A 15,067-nucleotide genomic window follows, 5' to 3' on the forward strand; every position below is an offset into this window, starting at 1 on the left:
GCCACTCCTCACTCCCCCCGGTAACGGGGGGGTTCTCATTGCTTTAGATAACCGGCGAGCACCTCGCGGACGTTCTCGGAGGGCGACAGGCTGGCAAGTCCGGAACGTGCCCGAAGCAGCTCCTCACGCATGGACCCGAGTGCCTGAGGCTCATCAAGCAGGCGCGTTGCCTCACGGAATATCCCCTCAGCCGATGCCGCACCCTGAATCAGTTCTGGAACCGCCTGCTCCGCGGCACCGAGTCCCTTTGCGACAATGTTGGCCAGCGAAATGCTCGTCAATTTCACCAGATGGCGACCGATCGTGTAGTTCAGCCATCCGGTCCGGTAGATGACGATCATCGGCATGCCGAAGCATAGCGACTCGAGGGTCGCCGTGCCGGAAGTCACCAGGCCAAGGTCACTCTGCTGCATCACTTCATAGGCACTGCACTCCACGACCTTTACCCCCGGATGGTCCCGGAGAGCATCAAACTGCTGCGGGTCGAGCTGCGGGGCCCGGCCGAGCAAAAAAACCACGTTACGTGTCTCAGCCAGCATTGCTGCCGCGCCGGCCATTGAGGGAAAAATGTGGGCAAGCTCCTGGCGGCGGCTGCCGGGAAGGAGACCGACAAGGAGGGTGCCGTCCGATATGCCGTGACGGCGCAAGAACGCCTCCTTCGGCTCACCCGGCACCTCCTGAAGCTCCTCCACCACCGGACTGCCGACGAACTCGGCCTTTATGCCGTGCCGGAGGAAGAAGTCGACCTCAAAACGGAATATGACGAGCAGGCGGTCGACATACTGCCGTATCGCCTCCACCCTGCGCTCCTTCCAGGCCCAGACCTGGGGGGAGATGTAGTATACCACAGGGATTCCCTGTTCATGCAGGAACTTTGCAAGCATGAGGTTCATGCCCGGATAGTCGACAAGCAGCGCCACATCGGGTTTTTCACGGACGATGGCCGCCTTGATGTCACGGATTGCCCTACGAAGGAATCGCGCGTGCAGGAGCACGTCGACAAAGCCCATGATGCTCATCTGCCGGGTATCGTACAGCAGACGGGCGCCGAGCGCCTTCAGCCTGTCTCCCCCCACACCGAACACCTCTGTTTGAGGGGCCAGCTCAAGCAGCTTTGCCACCGGACCCGATGCATGCAGGTCGCCGGATACTTCGCCGGCAAGGACAAACAGCTTCTTTGGCATCAATGAGGGATCAATGATTAATCAATGAGGGAGGATTGATGAAGGATTGACAATGATGAGGGAAGATTGCTCCGGAACATTGTATGTACGGGGGGGAAACTGTATTTTGTGAAAGATTTTAGGGAATCCATCACGGATTTTCATTTCCCATTATATTAAAAACGATACAGAATGCAAGTCAAATTCGGCACTGACGGATGGAGAGCGATCATTGCAAAAGACTATACTTTCGACAACCTTAAACTCGCAGCACTCGCCAGCGCACGCTATTTCCTGAACCACCCGCTGAAGGCAAAAGGGGTCTGCATCGGCTACGACACCCGCTTCATGTCAAAGGAGTTTGCCCGTTACACCGCCGAGGTGTTCTCCTCACAGGGCCTCAGGGTGTTTCTTGCCGACAGCTTCGCTTCAACGCCGGCCGTCTCGCTCTACACCAAAGCCAAGCAGCTGGCCGGTGGCATCGTCATCACCGCATCGCACAACCCCGCCATATACAACGGATTCAAGGTCAAGGCCTCCTACGGCGGCCCGGCCAGCCCGGAAGTGATCTCTGAGATCGAGTCCTATCTGCCGCTTGTCGATCCTGCTGCGGACATCAAGGCGGACCCGAAGCTTATCGAACCGGTCGACATGAAAGGATTCTATGTCAACTACCTCGAAGCCCACATCGACCTCAAGCTGATCCGGCAGTCACGCATCAAGATCGCTCACAACGCCATGTACGGCGCTGGTCAGGACATCATCACCCGCCTTTTCGACGAGTCAATGGTGAACTGCTACCACTGCAGCCAGAACCCCGGCTTCGGCGGCATCAACCCCGAACCGATTCCCCCCTACATTGAAGAGTTCGTTGAATTCTTCCGCGAGGTGGAGACCGATGTGGCCATCATCAACGACGGTGACGCAGACCGCATCGGCATGCTTGATGAAAAAGGGGAGTTCGTCGACTCCCACAAGCTCTTTGCCATCATCCTGAAAGACCTTGTCGAAGAGAAGCACCAGCATGGCGAAGTGGCAAAGACCTTTGCGTTGACGGATGTCATCGACAGGATCTGCAAGAAACACGGCCTCATGATGCATGAGCTGCCGGTCGGATTCAAGTATGTCAGCACCCTCATGGCTACCCGCGACATCCTCATCGGCGGCGAAGAGTCCGGAGGCATCGGCATCACGGCATTTCTTCCCGAACGCGACGGCATCTATATCGGCCTGCTCATCCTCGAAATGATGGCCCGCAAGGAAAAGACCCTCTCACAGCTTGTACAGGAGCTCTACGACGAGTACGGCTTCTTTGCATACCGCCGGCTCGATCTCCATGTCAGCGATGTGAAGAAACAGGCAATCATCGACAAAGCGGCAACGGGTACCCTTCCCTCGATTGCCGGCTACCCTGTCGTGAAGTTCAGCGATCTGGACGGCTACAAATACCATTTTGAAGGAGGATGGATGCTGATCCGACCCTCAGGCACGGAACCGATCCTCAGGATCTACTGCGAAGCCGACTCCCGGGAAAAGGTTGAAAAGGTGCTCGCTTTCACTTCAAAACTCGCCTGAGCGACCATCGAGGGCGGCGCATACGGAGGGCACCGCCCTCGAAACATAGAACAGGTCCTTAGGGGACAGGACAGATGACACCGAGGGAAGAACAGTTCAGGGACATCGTACAAGAGCACCAGGAGATGGTGGTGAATACCTGTTACCGTTTCGTCTTCAACCGCGAGGACGCGGAAGACATTGCCCAGGACGTGTTTATAGAAGTGCACCGTTCGCTGGAACGGTTCAGGGAGGACTCGAAGCTCTCAACCTGGATCTACCGCATTGCCGTCACCAAATCCCTCGACCACCTCCGCCGGCTGAAACGTAAAAAACGGTTCAGTTCGCTGAAGCGGATGATTGGAGCGGAAGATCCGGCAATCAACATCGCGGCCCCTTCGAGGGACAACCCCGAAGAGGCCCTTGAGGACAACGAACGCATACAGGTGCTGCAAGTGGCACTCGATGCCCTGCCCGACAGCCAGAAAACCGCATTCCTGCTCAGCAAGCAGGACGGATACAGCAATCAGGAGATCGCCGACATCATGGAAACGTCGGTCTCGGCGGTGGAATCCCTGGTGCACCGGGCAAAGAAAAAGCTGCAGGAGCTGCTTGAGGACTATTACCGGCGCCACTGAAATGAAGGTGTGCGAGCCAGCACAAGTTTTTTACAGACCTGTCGTCAAATAAAAGAAACACCAAGGATACGATGCCCCGAATGAGCCATAACGACATGCATACAAGAGAAGAAGTGAAGAGGACCATGGCCGTCCTTGATGGAATCCGGCCGATCGAGGTGCACCCCGGTTTCCGGGTGCGGCTGATGCAGCGCATAGAGGAGGAATCGAATGCCGGCGCCCTTACTGCCAACGGCATCGCGTCCCGGTTGAACTACCGGTTCGCCCTCATGCTTCTGCTCATCATCATCAATCTGGGCTCCGCACTGGTCGTTCTGCTCCAGAACGCAGGCGACTCAGCTCCGGCCATCAGCGAAATACTGGGGAATTTCGGCGATGAGTATTCAAGTTCAACGTTTGCCTATTACCAGGAGCCGGCCCCCTACGCCGGGGAACCCCTCGAAGCAGCACCTGCAGACCTGCAGGCTCCCTGAGGGGAGCTCCGCCACAAACGGATGGCGTCCCCCCCCCTGCCGGGCACCCTCAACATGACTTCACCGATACCATGAACTTCCTTACAACAAAACGGCTCGTTACCACTGCCCTCATCCTGCTCGTCATCCTGAACGTGACCCTGCTCAGCGTACTCTGGTGGCAGAACACCCATGCCCCGGCACCACGGCCGGTGACCCTCACCCGCGAGGTGAGCCGGCAGATCTACTTCCAGCTCCCGCTCTCCCTCAGCCGCAGACAGGTTGCCGACTTCAGGGAGCTCCGCCGTCAGCACTTCCAGACAGTCCGCCCCCAGATACAGGCCATCGGATCACTGAAGCAGCAGCTTGTAGAAGAGTCCTTCAAGGAGGCCCCCGACACCATGAAGATCACCGCGCTTGCCACAGAGCTCGGCAACCACCAGGCGGTAATAGAGCGTGAACTCGCCCATCACTTCCATGAACTCGCAATGACCTGCACGCCCGCCCAGCGTGACTCACTCAAATCCATGCTCGGACAGCTCGCAATCCGCAAAATCACCATGCACGAAGAGCACTGGCGGAGCACTCCGGCTGAAGCAACCCGGTAAAACAGCGACCAACCCACTCCTAAACAACATGAAAAAAGTTCTCAACTGGCGCATCTTCATCAGCCTCGGGCTCGTCACCTCGTTTATGATGCTCCTCGTCTCCGGCATCGTGCTCTTCATCGCCCCTCCCGGAAGGGTGGCGAACTGGACCGGATGGCAGCTTCTCGCTCTCAGCAAGAGCGAATGGCAGGACCAGCATACCATTTTCGGATTCACCTTCGCCCTGCTGTCGGTGTTCCACCTCTTCGTCATCAACTGGAAGGCGTTTGTCAGTTACATCAAGGCCAAAGCCACCAGCGGGCTCAGCCATCCGCTTGAGCTCGTATCCATTCTCCTGCTCACCATCCTTTTCGGTGTCGGAACCGCACAGCACATGCAGCCGTTCTCAGCTATCACCACGCTTGGCGAACAGCTTAAAGGATCATGGGAAAGCAGCATCAGGCAGCCACCCGTCGCCCATGCCGAAACAATGACGCTTGAAGAGCTCGCCCAGCAGCCCTCTGTCGGCAAAAGCGCAGAAGAGATCCTCGAAACCCTCCAGAAAGCCGGCCTTAAGGCGTCCTCAACATCCGAAACCCTCGGTGAAATAGCCCGAAAGAGCGGCATCTCGGCCGAGCAGGCATACCAGCTCCTTGCCCCGGCGAACAAGGAACTGCAGAAAGAGGGGTTCGGCAGAAAGACACTGCTTGAGGTAGCCGAAGAAAACGGCGTTTCGGCTGCATCGCTGCAGCTCGCCCTTGAAGCGAAGGGTATGAAGGCAGAGCCATCAGACAGCATGAGAAGCATTGCCGAATCCAACGGCATCAGCGTTCAGGAACTGCGCCAGCGTGTAGAGGAAATCCTGCGCTAGATGCGCCGGATCCTGCCTCGCAGTTTTTCGATGAGGAGCCCGGATTCCTGAGGAAACATGAGGGCAGAAAAGAGCACGTAGAGACCGAGCAGTGCGATTTTGAAGCCGGGTCCAACCCAGGGCCCGGCAGGAAGGAACACAATGGCAGACATGCCGACCCAGCCGGCCCCGATACCCCCGACAAGCAGGAGTGAAAGTTTCCCCCAGTCATGCTGCACCGGGTATGCACGCAGGGAATAATAGGCCATCATCATGCACATCACCACCGTACCGGCAACGATGGCATAAGCCGCCCCCTCCATCCCCGAAACGGGAATCAGCCACCAGCAGAAAAAGCCGGTCACCGATGCTCCGGCAAAGGTCACGACCGGGAGGTACCGGGTCGTCCCTGTGATGAGGATACCGGCCGAGAGGTTTGTTGAAACCATGTCGAACACATAGCTCAGAAAAATCCACGGCAGCACCGAAAGACCTATCCAGTAGCCCGGCGGCAGCAGGTAGAGTGAACCCCCGTAGTGGTAACGAACCAGGTCCGGAACGAAAAAGGTCGCTGCAAGCGCCATGAACATGGTAAGCATGGTCGAAATGCTGAGCACGTGGCGGAACAAGCGTTTGGCGTCGGGGTCGCTGGAGTGCTGGAGGAAAAACGGCTGCCATGCGAACCTGAACACCTGGATAAACAGCTGCAGCACCACCCCGAACGCTACTACCCTGCCGTAGATACCCACCACATCGGAGGCCTCGAGCCCTTTGCCATATATCCTCTCGATATCGCCCGAGGGCATGCGGATCAGGATGTTGCGGTCTATGAGGTGTATGAGGAGGCCTGCAATGCCGGTCGGCACATAGGGAAGTCCGATACGAAGCATATCGCGAAGGTCGGCGAAAGAGAACGCCGCCCGAAGGCGCCGGAGGACGGGAATGAGCAGGATGAGGGTAAGGAGGGAACCAAGAATATTGGAGAGAAATGCACCGCCGAGGCCCGCCTGCAGGGGCCCGAGGAGGATGAAGGCACTGATGACAACGGCCACGACGCCCGCGATGCGCGCCACGGCAAATCGCACCGCCTGGCGCTTGAGGCGAAGCTCTGCAAAAGGAATCACAAGCAGGGTGTCGATCCAGAGAATCACGGCCGCATAGCGGATGAATGGCTGCTCGGCGGGCGAGAGGCCGATCATGGAGGAAACCGATGGAGCCAGCAGAAAGAGTATCGCGGTAAAAAGGGTTGCGGTCGTAAAGAGTGAGATGAAGGCCGTCGAGAACAGGCCCCGCTCATCCTTCTGCAGGCGGATCGCATCGGAAGCTGTCTTCAGGTACGAGGTTTCAAGCCCGTAGGAAAAGATGACGTTGGCGATGGCGATATTGGCGTACACCAGGGTCTGGATGCCGTTGTCGAAGGTAGAGAGCTGGTTGGCATAGAGCGGGACGAGCAGATAGTTGAGGCTGCGGGCCAGAATGGTGCTCGTCCCGTAGATGACGGTATCCTTGAAGAGAAGCTTGAGCTTTCCAAGCAGCATTGATGGTGCTCCTCTCGGCCTAGGCCTCTTCTGAAACGCCGGACTTCCCGGCACCTTCCGCGCTGCCGTTTTCGGCTTCACGGCGGCGGCGCACAGCATCCGCGTCAACTTGGAACCGGCCGTCTTTCTCCATGACGGGAATTTTCGAGATCACCTCGCGCAGGTGGGCCTGGGCCTCCTTCTGCTGCTGCTTGAGCTTTTCGAGTTCCGTGCCCGAAAGGCCGACGGGGTTGTCAGGGTCAATGAGTGAAGACTTGAAGGATTCAATTTCCAGAGACTGCTCCTTTTTCATGTACCCGACGAACTTCCTGAGCAGAAAGATGAAGAAAAAAAACACCAGCAGCGAAAACACCATGATGGGGATCCAGCTCATAATCGCAGCACTCTGTTTGATGAAGAAAACGGTAGTTATTGCAATGTAGCCGATATTCCTTTTTATTGAAAGTACAACTCAGGTTCTTTTGGCGAACCCCGCAAGACAAATCCATGAATCGAGCAGCAGCCCCCGATACCATCACCGAAAAAGGCCGCCGGATCCTCCTGCAGGAAGCAGGAGCCATCAGCCGGATGGCCGAACGCCTCGACGACAGTTTTTCAAGTGCAGTGAGCCTTCTTGCAGGCTGCAAAGGCAAGATCATCATATCCGGCATGGGCAAGTCGGGCATCATCGGCCAGAAAATGGCGGCCACCATGTCCTCGACCGGATCGACGGCAGTCTTCCTCCACCCGGCCGAAGCCGCCCACGGTGACCTTGGCATCGTCCAGAAGGAAGATGTTGTCATCGGCCTGTCCAAAAGCGGCACCACCGAGGAGCTGAACTTCATCATTCCCCCGCTCCGTCAGATCGGGGTAAAAATCATCGCCCTGACCGGAAGCCGTCGTTCTTTCCTCGGTGAAAACGCTGACATCACGCTCGACACCGGCATCGACACGGAAGCCTGTCCCTACGATCTGGCGCCGACCACCTCCACAACAGCCATGCTCGCCATGGGAGACGCCCTGGCCATTGCCCTCATGGAGGAAAAACAGTTTACACAACGCGACTTTGCCCTCAGCCACCCAAAAGGGGCGCTAGGACGGCGCCTGACCGTCCGTGTCAGCGACATCATGGCAAAGGGAGATGCGGTACCAGTGGTTCACGAAAGCGCATCCATTGCTGAGCTGATCCTTGAAATGACCTCCAAGCGTTACGGAGTCAGTGCCGTTGTTGATAGCGATGGTCGCCTGAAAGGGATCTTCACCGACGGCGACCTCCGCCGCCTTGTCCAGAAAGGCGAAGAGTTCCTCTCCCACAGCGCAGGAGAGGTCATGACGGCAGGCGCAAAAACCGCCGGGGCTGACATGCTCGCAAAAGAGTGCCTCGACATCCTCGAAACCTGGCGCATAACGCAGCTCATGGTCTGCGATGCCATGAACCGCCCTATAGGCCTCATCCACCTGCATGACCTGTTGACACTCGGTCTCTGAACCGCCACCCGGGAAGCAGCACCCCGGGAAGCAACATCCATAAAGCACTGAACCCCCGCCAAAGGCAGGGGTTCAGTGTTATAGTACCCGGTATGAGCGGGAAAAAGAGCGACTCTCAGCGACCAAGCGCTTTCAGCATTGCTTCACCGATATCGGCAGGGCTGTCAACGACGTGGATGCCTGCGGCCTCCATCGCCTTGATCTTCTCTTCGGCAGTACCTTTGCCGCCCGAAACGATGGCACCGGCATGGCCCATCCTGCGGCCCGGAGGCGCGGTGCGGCCTGCAATGAAGCCGACGACAGGCTTCTTGAAATATTTCCTGATGTACTCGGCAGCCTCTTCCTCGGCGCTGCCGCCGATTTCGCCGATCATGATGAGTCCTTCGGTTTCATCGTCCTTGGCAAAAAGCTTTACGGCATCGATGAAGCGGGTGCCGATGATAGGGTCGCCGCCGATGCCGATGCAGGTCGACTGGCCGAGCCCGACGCTCGTCAGCTGGTGAACGGCCTCATAGGTCAGGGTGCCGCTGCGCGAAACCACGCCGATGGTGCCCTTCTTGTGGATGAAGCCCGGCATGATGCCGATTTTCGCTTCACCGGGGGTGATGACGCCAGGGCAGTTCGGCCCGACAAGCACCGCGCCCTTCTCCTGAACAAATGCATATGCCTTCATCATGTCGTTCACCGGAATGCCCTCGGTGATGCAGATGATGACCTTCAGCCCCGCCTCAGCGGCCTCCATGATGGCGTCGGCTGCAAATGCAGCCGGCACGAAAATCACCGTGGCATTCGCCTCGGCTTTCTCAACAGCGTCCTTCACGGTGTTGAACACCGGAACGGGGCGGCAGAACTTGTCGCGGTCGTTGCCGTGGTAAAGCACCCCGCCCTTGCCGGGCGTTACGCCAGCAACAACGTTGGTGCCGTACTCAAGAATCTGGGAAGTATGGAAGGTCCCCTCGCCGCCGGTGATGCCCTGGACGACCAGGCGGGTATCCTTGTTGACCAATACACTCATAATATCGATGATTTAATGGTTGCTGGGAGCTGGTTTGCGCGAGGAGTCCGGCCGCTGCATATGGCGGGCGATGCCGAGCAGTTTACCCTCCTCGAAGAAATTGCAGATAAGGTGGATGCCAACCGGAAGGCCGAGGCTGTCGTACCCCACCGGGACGCTGAGTGCCGGCATGCCGACGATGCTTGCCGGCACCGTGAACACATCGGCCAGGTACATTTCAAGCGGGTCAGCCGTCTTGTCACCGATGCCGAAGGGAGGAAAGGGTGAAGTGGGGCCGGCGATGACGTCAACCCCCTTGAGCGCCTCGCGGTAACGGTCCTGGAAAAGGCGGCGGACCTGCTGGGCTTTCTTGTAGTAGGTATCGTAGTAGCCGGCAGAGAGCACATAGGTGCCGAGCATGATGCGGCGCTTCACTTCAGCCCCGAACCCTTCAGTCCTCGACTTTACATACATCGAGGAGAGGTCGTCGGCGGCTTCCGAACGGTACCCGTACCGGGCGCCGTCGAAGCGGGCAAGGTTGGATGAGGCCTCGGCTGTTACGAGAATGTAGTATGCAGCGATTGCGTAATCGCTCTGCGGAAGGGTGAGGTTGACAAGCTCGGCACCCTGCAGACGAAGCTCCTCAAGCCTGGCACGTACGACACCGGCAACATCGGGGTTCAGACTCTCGTTGAAAAACTCTTCGGGAACGCCGATCCGGAGCCCCTTGAGAGACACATCCGTCATTTCGGAGGCATAGGACGGAACCTCGTTTGCCGAGGAGGTCGCATCCTTGCCATCGACTCCTGCCATCACCTCGAGCACGAGAGCGGCATCGTCGCAGTTCAGGGCAAGCACACCGATCTGGTCGAACGAGGAAGCAAACGCAACCAGGCCGTACCGGGAAATCCTTCCGTAGGTCGGCTTCAGTCCCACAATGTCGCAGAACCCTGCCGGCTGGCGGACCGAACCGCCGGTATCGGACCCAAGGGCAACCATTGCGAGTCCTGCGGCAACGGCAGCTGCCGATCCGCCCGAACTTCCGCCGGGAACCCGTGTGCTGTCGAACGGGTTCGGCACCGGACCAAACGCCGAGTTTTCATTCGAGCTGCCCATGGCAAACTCGTCCATATTGGTTTTGCCGAGAAAAATGGCGTCTTCGGCTTCAAGGCGGATCACAGCTGTGGCATCATAGACGCTCGTATATCCCTCAAGCATTTTCGAAGCGCAGGTAAGCGGGGCCCCCTTCATCGAGATGTTGTCCTTGATGGCCATCGGCATGCCGAACAGCCGGCCGGGAGTAGCGCCAAGGGCGAGCTTCCGGTCGAGTGCGCGGGCCCGCTGCAGAGCCTCATCCTCGAACACCGTTATGTATATGTTGTCGCCCTCGTGGCTTCGTATGCGGTCGAGGTAGTGGCGAACCACCGCTTCACACGTCACCGCATGCGACAGCAGTCTGGAGCGCAGATCTTCGTAACTACTGAATTGCACGGTTCTACTGAATGGTTTTAATGGACGGCCCGGGACAGCGGAGCCTTGACACCCGGCCCCGAAAACCCTTTGAAATTGCAGGGGGCCCGATTGACTGTAAGGTTTGTATAATAACAAATAGATCCATATTATTCAATTTGAACCGTTTTGAACAGCTATTCGAGATCCCGCTGCATCACGTCCCCGAACAGCACCGGAACCACAGACACCGAGCGAACAAAGAACATGGCCCTGATAAAAAAACTGGACCCGTCGGCCACAAAAAAAGCTCACTGGTTTTCCGGGGAGATTGAAACCGAAGACGGCAGGGTACAACGAGAGTTGAAGGAAACGTGTGAACTGCCTGCCCATATAGCCATCATCATGGACGGCAACGGCCGCTGGGCGCGCCTGAAGGGCAAAACACGCATCGAAGGGCACGCCGCAGGAGTCAGCTCGGTCCGCGACGTGGTGGAGGCAAGCATCCAGCTCGGCATTCCCTACCTCACCCTTTTCACGTTCTCCACCGAAAACTGGAAGCGCCCTGAAAAAGAGGTTTCCGCCCTGATGCAGCTGATTGTGCGCATCCTCGGCCGTGAAACCCGCGCACTGCACGACAACAATGTCAGGCTGAACGTCATCGGCAACACGGCACTCCTGCCGGAGAAAGTCCGCACGGTGCTGGAAAACACCATAGAGCTCACCAAGAACAACAGCCGCCTTGTCCTCAACATCGCCCTCAGCTACAGCGGCAAATGGGACATCACCCAGGCCTGCGCCACCATCGCCCGCGATGTGAAGACCGGGCTCCTGGACCCCAATGCCGTCACCGAGCAGCTGATCGAGTCACGCCTTTCGACAGCATCCATGCCGGACCCGGAGCTCATTATCCGCACAAGCGGGGAATTCCGGATCAGCAACTTCATGATCTGGCAGAGTGCGTATTCGGAAATCTATTTCACCAACACCTACTGGCCCGATTTCCGCCGGGCACAGCTTTACGAGGCCATCCGGGACTATCAGGGCCGTGAGCGCCGTTTCGGTCAGACCAGCGACCAGATCCGGAAAACCGTTGAACATCACACAGAAGCATTAACCCGTCTGAAAGAGAACGCTCGATGAACATTCCACAGAAACCCGCATTTTTCCTCCTCCTTGCCGCACTTCTTCTTTCCCCTACGGGAGAAGCCGGGGCCGCAACGCCACAGAAAACGGCCGCTGCCCCCCAGAATGAGCTCTACACCCTTGACTCCATCTCATTCAGCGGCCTTCAGGCCCTCAAGGAGGAGGACATCAAAGGAAGCCTGCCCTTGAAGGAGGGCCAGCGGATCGCCATCCCCGGCGCCGAGCTCTCCACGGCGATGCAGTATCTCTGGAACCTCGGCTACTTCAGCGACATCCGGATCGAACAGAACGACCTCGGAGGCCGGAGAATCGCCCTGAAGTTCGTTGTTGGAGAGTTGCCGGTACTGGAGGGAGTGACATTCAGGGGAAACAAAAAAATCAAGACCGAAGAACTTGAAAAGACCGCAGCCCTCCCGGTAGGCAAAACCGTAACCGAGCAGGAGCTGGTCACAGCAGCAAACAAAATCGAGAAAATCTACGCCGGCAAGGGATACCTGGCGGCCGGCGCCGAGTTCAAGCTGCAGAGCTCAAAAAAGAAGAACCATGTCAATGCCGTCTTCACCATCACCGAAGGACGGAAAGTATCTATCGACAAAATAACGTTCCACGGCAACAAGGCCTTCGACCAGGGGAAACTTCGCAGCGTCTTCAAGGAGACCCACCAGAACTCCTGGTGGAGGAAGATATTCGGCAGCCCGAAACTCGACCGCGACAAGCTGCAGGAGGATCAGGACCTCCTCGTGGAGTTCTACCGCAACAACGGCTACCGTGATGCACGCATCCTGCGCCACGATGTCGCCTACACGAAAAACAACAAGGGGCTGCTGCTCGACATCTACATTCTTGAAGGACCCAAGTACTTCATCCGCAACATCACCTGGACCGGCAACTCGAAGGATTTCGCAACCACCGACATCCTCAACACCACCTTCGCCATCAAGAAAGGCGACGTATACAATGCAAAGAGGATACAGGAGCGCCTCAACTACTCGGAGGACAACACCGACGTCAGCTCGCTCTACCTCGACCGCGGCTATCTTTCTTTCCGCGCGAAGCTGCAGGAACAGATCGTTCAGCCAGACTCCGTCGACCTCCTCATCAACATTGAAGAAGGCGGCCAGTTCCAGCTGAGCAGCATCAGCATCAAGGGCAACACGAAAACGAAAGACCATGTCATCCGCCGCGAGCTGTACACCGTACCCGGCGACATGTTCAGCCGCAAAAATGTTGTCAGAAGCATCCGTGAGCTCAACATGCTCAACTACTTCAATCCCGAAACCCTGACCCCCGACATCGACCCGAACCCGGAAAACAGCACGGTCGATCTGACCTACAATGTCGAGGAGAAGCAGACCGACACCTTCAACGCATCGGTCGGATACAGCGATGCCGGATTCACCGGAGCACTCGGCGTGACCTTCAACAACTTCTCACTTGAAGACATCTTCAATGCCGAGGCCTACAAACCCATCCCGCACGGCGACGGACAGAAACTCGGCTTCCAGTGGCAGTTCGGAAGCGACGAATACCGGACCATCTCGCTGAACTTCACCGAGCCCTGGGCGTTCGACACCCCGACCTCCGTCGGCTTTTCGGCCTTCACCAGCCACCGCTCCTACGACTACACGACCAACGACGTATATGATCCGCAACCCATTGACCAGTACGGCACAACCGTGTCGATCGGTAAGCGCCTGACATGGCCCGACGACTACTTCTCCATCAACTGGAGACTCAAGTACCTCCACAGTGAAGGAAGCTTCCTCTCCTTCATTGACGACACTGCCCCTGAACAGGCCGACGAATTTTCCATCACACAGACCATCTCGCGCAACAGCATCGACAACCCGATCTACCCAAGACACGGCAGCAAAAGCTCGCTATCGGCCCAGCTGGCCGGCGGTGTTCTGCCCGGAACCGTCGATTTCTACAAGTTCACCGGCAGCTCAAGCTGGTATATCCCGCTCGACAGGAAGTTCGTCCTGAACCTCTCGACCCAGCACGGCTACCTCTCGACCTTCGACGACAAGGACTACATCCCCTACACCGAGTACTTCTACATGGGCGGCAGCGGCATGTCGTCACTCCCGACCGTGGCGCTGCGCGGCTATGACGACCGCAGCCTCGGCACGCAGTTCGGAACAGACCCAAACTCCGATCTGTACGGTGGAAAGATCTATTCGAAATTCACATCCGAAATCCGCTACCCGCTGACCCTCTCCTCTTCGGCCAGCGTCTACGCGCTGCTGTTTGCCGAAGCCGGCAACCTCTGGATGAGCACTTCGGACGTGGATCTGTCAAAGCTGAAAAAGTCAGCAGGCGTCGGCCTGCGCCTCTACCTGCCCATCATCGGCCAGGTGGGTCTGGACTACGGATACGGGTTTGATGCCCCGCGCTCCGGAGAGGATAAGCAGGGATGGAATTTCCTCTTCAGTTTCGGCACCGGCATGGAATAACTGCTGACAAATCAGCAGCAATAAAAAAGCCGGCCCTGAACAGGCCGGTTTTTTTATTGCCTATTCTATTGCCAAACTCTACGAAAACATATACATTATATATAAGAAGGCACTCCCAAAGCAGTAATATGTATATCATAAGAACAGACAACATGACAATCACTAAATGATCACTGCTATGAAAAAGCAACTAGCACTACTCTTCACCGGACTGGCTCTGGCTGGATTTACAGCCCAGCCAGCAGTCGCTGCTGACATGTACGGCAGCCTGAACGGAGGCATCTCATGGATGGATGACATGGACAATGCGCCCAATGCGGGAGACGATCTTGAAATGAATGGCAGCTACATGGTACTCGGAGCCATCGGCTGCGATTACGGCAGCTACCGTGTTGAGGCTGAAGCCGGCTATCAGGAGAGCGAGGTAGACAGCTACAACGCCGTTGCTTCAAGCGGCGACGTGAAGATCTTTTCGCTTCTGGCTAATGGCTACTATGACATCGATGCCGGCGGCTTCGAGCCCTATCTGACAGCCGGCGTCGGCGTTGCCAATGTCAACTTCAACAATGTAGCCGTCACCGACCCCAATGAAACCACACTGGCCTACCAGATCGGTGCAGGTCTGGCCATACCGGTTGCTGATGGTGTCATGCTCGACGCACGCTACCGCTACTTCTCCACCCTGGAATTCCTTGACAATACGCAGGCTGGAAGCCACAGCGCCCTTCTGGGATTCAGAGTCGGGTTCTGAACAGATGATCCGCAGCTGAGAG

At 57.3% G+C, this 15,067-nt stretch carries 14 protein-coding genes; 9 read left to right on the forward strand and 5 right to left on the reverse strand.

Annotated elements, in window-relative coordinates; translation table 11 throughout:
- Nucleotides 1-35: 35 nt before the first annotated feature.
- Nucleotides 36-1,184: a lipid-A-disaccharide synthase gene (gene lpxB / locus A3K90_RS09135; protein ID WP_303682306.1), complete on the reverse strand. Its 1,149-nt coding sequence runs from the start codon at nt 1,182-1,184 to the stop codon at nt 36-38.
- 171 nt (nt 1,185-1,355) lie between these two features.
- Here lpxB and A3K90_RS09140 point away from each other — a divergent pair, with 171 nt between their 5' ends.
- The 5 genes from A3K90_RS09140 (at nt 1,356) to A3K90_RS09160 (ending at nt 5,265) form a co-directional block, all read left to right on the forward strand.
- Nucleotides 1,356-2,738: a phosphoglucomutase/phosphomannomutase family protein gene (locus A3K90_RS09140; protein ID WP_303682307.1), complete on the forward strand. Its 1,383-nt coding sequence runs from the start codon at nt 1,356-1,358 to the stop codon at nt 2,736-2,738.
- Nucleotides 2,739-2,812: 74 nt separating this feature from the next.
- Complete coding sequence (locus A3K90_RS09145; RefSeq protein WP_303682308.1) at nt 2,813-3,355, forward strand: RNA polymerase sigma factor; 543 nt, start codon at nt 2,813-2,815, stop codon at nt 3,353-3,355.
- Nucleotides 3,356-3,450: 95 nt separating this feature from the next.
- Nucleotides 3,451-3,828 (forward strand): hypothetical protein, encoded by a 378-nt coding sequence (locus A3K90_RS09150; protein ID WP_303682309.1) that lies wholly within the window; start codon nt 3,451-3,453, stop codon nt 3,826-3,828.
- 71 nt (nt 3,829-3,899) lie between these two features.
- Nucleotides 3,900-4,415, forward strand: coding sequence for a periplasmic heavy metal sensor (locus tag A3K90_RS09155; protein ID WP_303682310.1), 516 nt, complete (start codon nt 3,900-3,902; stop codon nt 4,413-4,415).
- A gap of 28 nt (nt 4,416-4,443) precedes the next feature.
- Nucleotides 4,444-5,265, forward strand: coding sequence for a DUF4405 domain-containing protein (locus A3K90_RS09160; RefSeq protein WP_303682311.1), 822 nt, complete (start codon nt 4,444-4,446; stop codon nt 5,263-5,265).
- On the opposite strand, the gene A3K90_RS09165 is transcribed toward A3K90_RS09160, so the two are convergent.
- Together A3K90_RS09165 and A3K90_RS09170 are read right to left on the reverse strand one after the other, a co-directional pair.
- Nucleotides 5,262-6,782 (reverse strand): lipopolysaccharide biosynthesis protein, encoded by a 1,521-nt coding sequence (locus tag A3K90_RS09165; protein WP_303682312.1) that lies wholly within the window; start codon nt 6,780-6,782, stop codon nt 5,262-5,264. The two genes, A3K90_RS09160 and A3K90_RS09165, sit on opposite strands and share 4 nt — an antisense overlap.
- A gap of 19 nt (nt 6,783-6,801) precedes the next feature.
- A complete protein-coding gene (locus tag A3K90_RS09170; protein ID WP_303682313.1) occupies nt 6,802-7,155 on the reverse strand; it encodes a hypothetical protein in 354 nt (117 codons plus the stop codon).
- Between the two features lie 113 nt (nt 7,156-7,268).
- Here A3K90_RS09170 and A3K90_RS09175 point away from each other — a divergent pair, with 113 nt between their 5' ends.
- Nucleotides 7,269-8,249, forward strand: a complete 981-nt coding sequence (locus A3K90_RS09175) for an SIS domain-containing protein (RefSeq protein ID WP_303682314.1) — start codon at nt 7,269-7,271, stop codon at nt 8,247-8,249.
- A gap of 115 nt (nt 8,250-8,364) precedes the next feature.
- Here the strand turns inward: A3K90_RS09175 and sucD are convergent, their stop codons facing one another.
- Together sucD and gatA are read right to left on the reverse strand one after the other, a co-directional pair.
- Nucleotides 8,365-9,264, reverse strand: coding sequence for a succinate--CoA ligase subunit alpha (sucD, locus tag A3K90_RS09180; RefSeq protein ID WP_303682316.1), 900 nt, complete (start codon nt 9,262-9,264; stop codon nt 8,365-8,367).
- A gap of 12 nt (nt 9,265-9,276) precedes the next feature.
- Nucleotides 9,277-10,734 carry an Asp-tRNA(Asn)/Glu-tRNA(Gln) amidotransferase subunit GatA gene (gene gatA, locus A3K90_RS09185; protein WP_303682317.1) on the reverse strand — a complete coding sequence of 486 codons (1,458 nt, stop codon included), beginning with the start codon at nt 10,732-10,734 and terminating at the stop codon, nt 9,277-9,279.
- Between the two features lie 225 nt (nt 10,735-10,959).
- Here gatA and A3K90_RS09190 point away from each other — a divergent pair, with 225 nt between their 5' ends.
- From A3K90_RS09190 to A3K90_RS09200, 3 genes are all read left to right on the forward strand, one after another.
- Complete coding sequence (locus tag A3K90_RS09190; RefSeq protein ID WP_303682318.1) at nt 10,960-11,835, forward strand: isoprenyl transferase; 876 nt, start codon at nt 10,960-10,962, stop codon at nt 11,833-11,835.
- On the forward strand, nt 11,832-14,294 hold the full coding sequence (gene bamA / locus A3K90_RS09195) for an outer membrane protein assembly factor BamA (RefSeq protein WP_303682319.1): 2,463 nt from the start codon (nt 11,832-11,834) through the stop codon (nt 14,292-14,294). The genes A3K90_RS09190 and bamA overlap by 4 nt, the downstream gene beginning before the upstream one ends.
- 178 nt (nt 14,295-14,472) lie before the next feature.
- Entirely contained in the window at nt 14,473-15,045 is a 573-nt protein-coding gene (locus A3K90_RS09200; RefSeq protein WP_303682320.1) for an outer membrane protein, read from the forward strand.
- The last annotated feature ends 22 nt before the right edge of the window (nt 15,046-15,067 follow it).

The organism is Pelodictyon luteolum (genome assembly GCF_001622165.1).
GTDB lineage: Bacteria > Bacteroidota > Chlorobiia > Chlorobiales > Chlorobiaceae > Chlorobium > Chlorobium luteolum_B.

Excerpts from the sequence above, each read along its gene's own strand:
- A3K90_RS09165 (WP_303682312.1), bottom strand. The coding sequence starts at position 6,782 with ATGCTGCTTGGAAAGCTCAAGCTTCTCTTCAAGGATACCGTCATCTAC.
- lpxB (WP_303682306.1), bottom strand. The coding sequence starts at position 1,184 with ATGCCAAAGAAGCTGTTTGTCCTTGCCGGCGAAGTATCCGGCGACCTG.
- A3K90_RS09190 (WP_303682318.1), top strand. The coding sequence starts at position 10,960 with ATGGCCCTGATAAAAAAACTGGACCCGTCGGCCACAAAAAAAGCTCAC.
- A3K90_RS09150 (WP_303682309.1), top strand. The coding sequence starts at position 3,451 with ATGCATACAAGAGAAGAAGTGAAGAGGACCATGGCCGTCCTTGATGGA.
- A3K90_RS09170 (WP_303682313.1), bottom strand. The coding sequence starts at position 7,155 with ATGAGCTGGATCCCCATCATGGTGTTTTCGCTGCTGGTGTTTTTTTTC.
- A3K90_RS09175 (WP_303682314.1), top strand. The coding sequence starts at position 7,269 with ATGAATCGAGCAGCAGCCCCCGATACCATCACCGAAAAAGGCCGCCGG.
- A3K90_RS09160 (WP_303682311.1), top strand. The coding sequence starts at position 4,444 with ATGAAAAAAGTTCTCAACTGGCGCATCTTCATCAGCCTCGGGCTCGTC.
- A3K90_RS09145 (WP_303682308.1), top strand. The coding sequence starts at position 2,813 with ATGACACCGAGGGAAGAACAGTTCAGGGACATCGTACAAGAGCACCAG.
- A3K90_RS09155 (WP_303682310.1), top strand. The coding sequence starts at position 3,900 with ATGAACTTCCTTACAACAAAACGGCTCGTTACCACTGCCCTCATCCTG.
- A3K90_RS09200 (WP_303682320.1), top strand. The coding sequence starts at position 14,473 with ATGAAAAAGCAACTAGCACTACTCTTCACCGGACTGGCTCTGGCTGGA.
- bamA (WP_303682319.1), top strand. The coding sequence starts at position 11,832 with ATGAACATTCCACAGAAACCCGCATTTTTCCTCCTCCTTGCCGCACTT.
- sucD (WP_303682316.1), bottom strand. The coding sequence starts at position 9,264 with ATGAGTGTATTGGTCAACAAGGATACCCGCCTGGTCGTCCAGGGCATC.
- A3K90_RS09140 (WP_303682307.1), top strand. The coding sequence starts at position 1,356 with ATGCAAGTCAAATTCGGCACTGACGGATGGAGAGCGATCATTGCAAAA.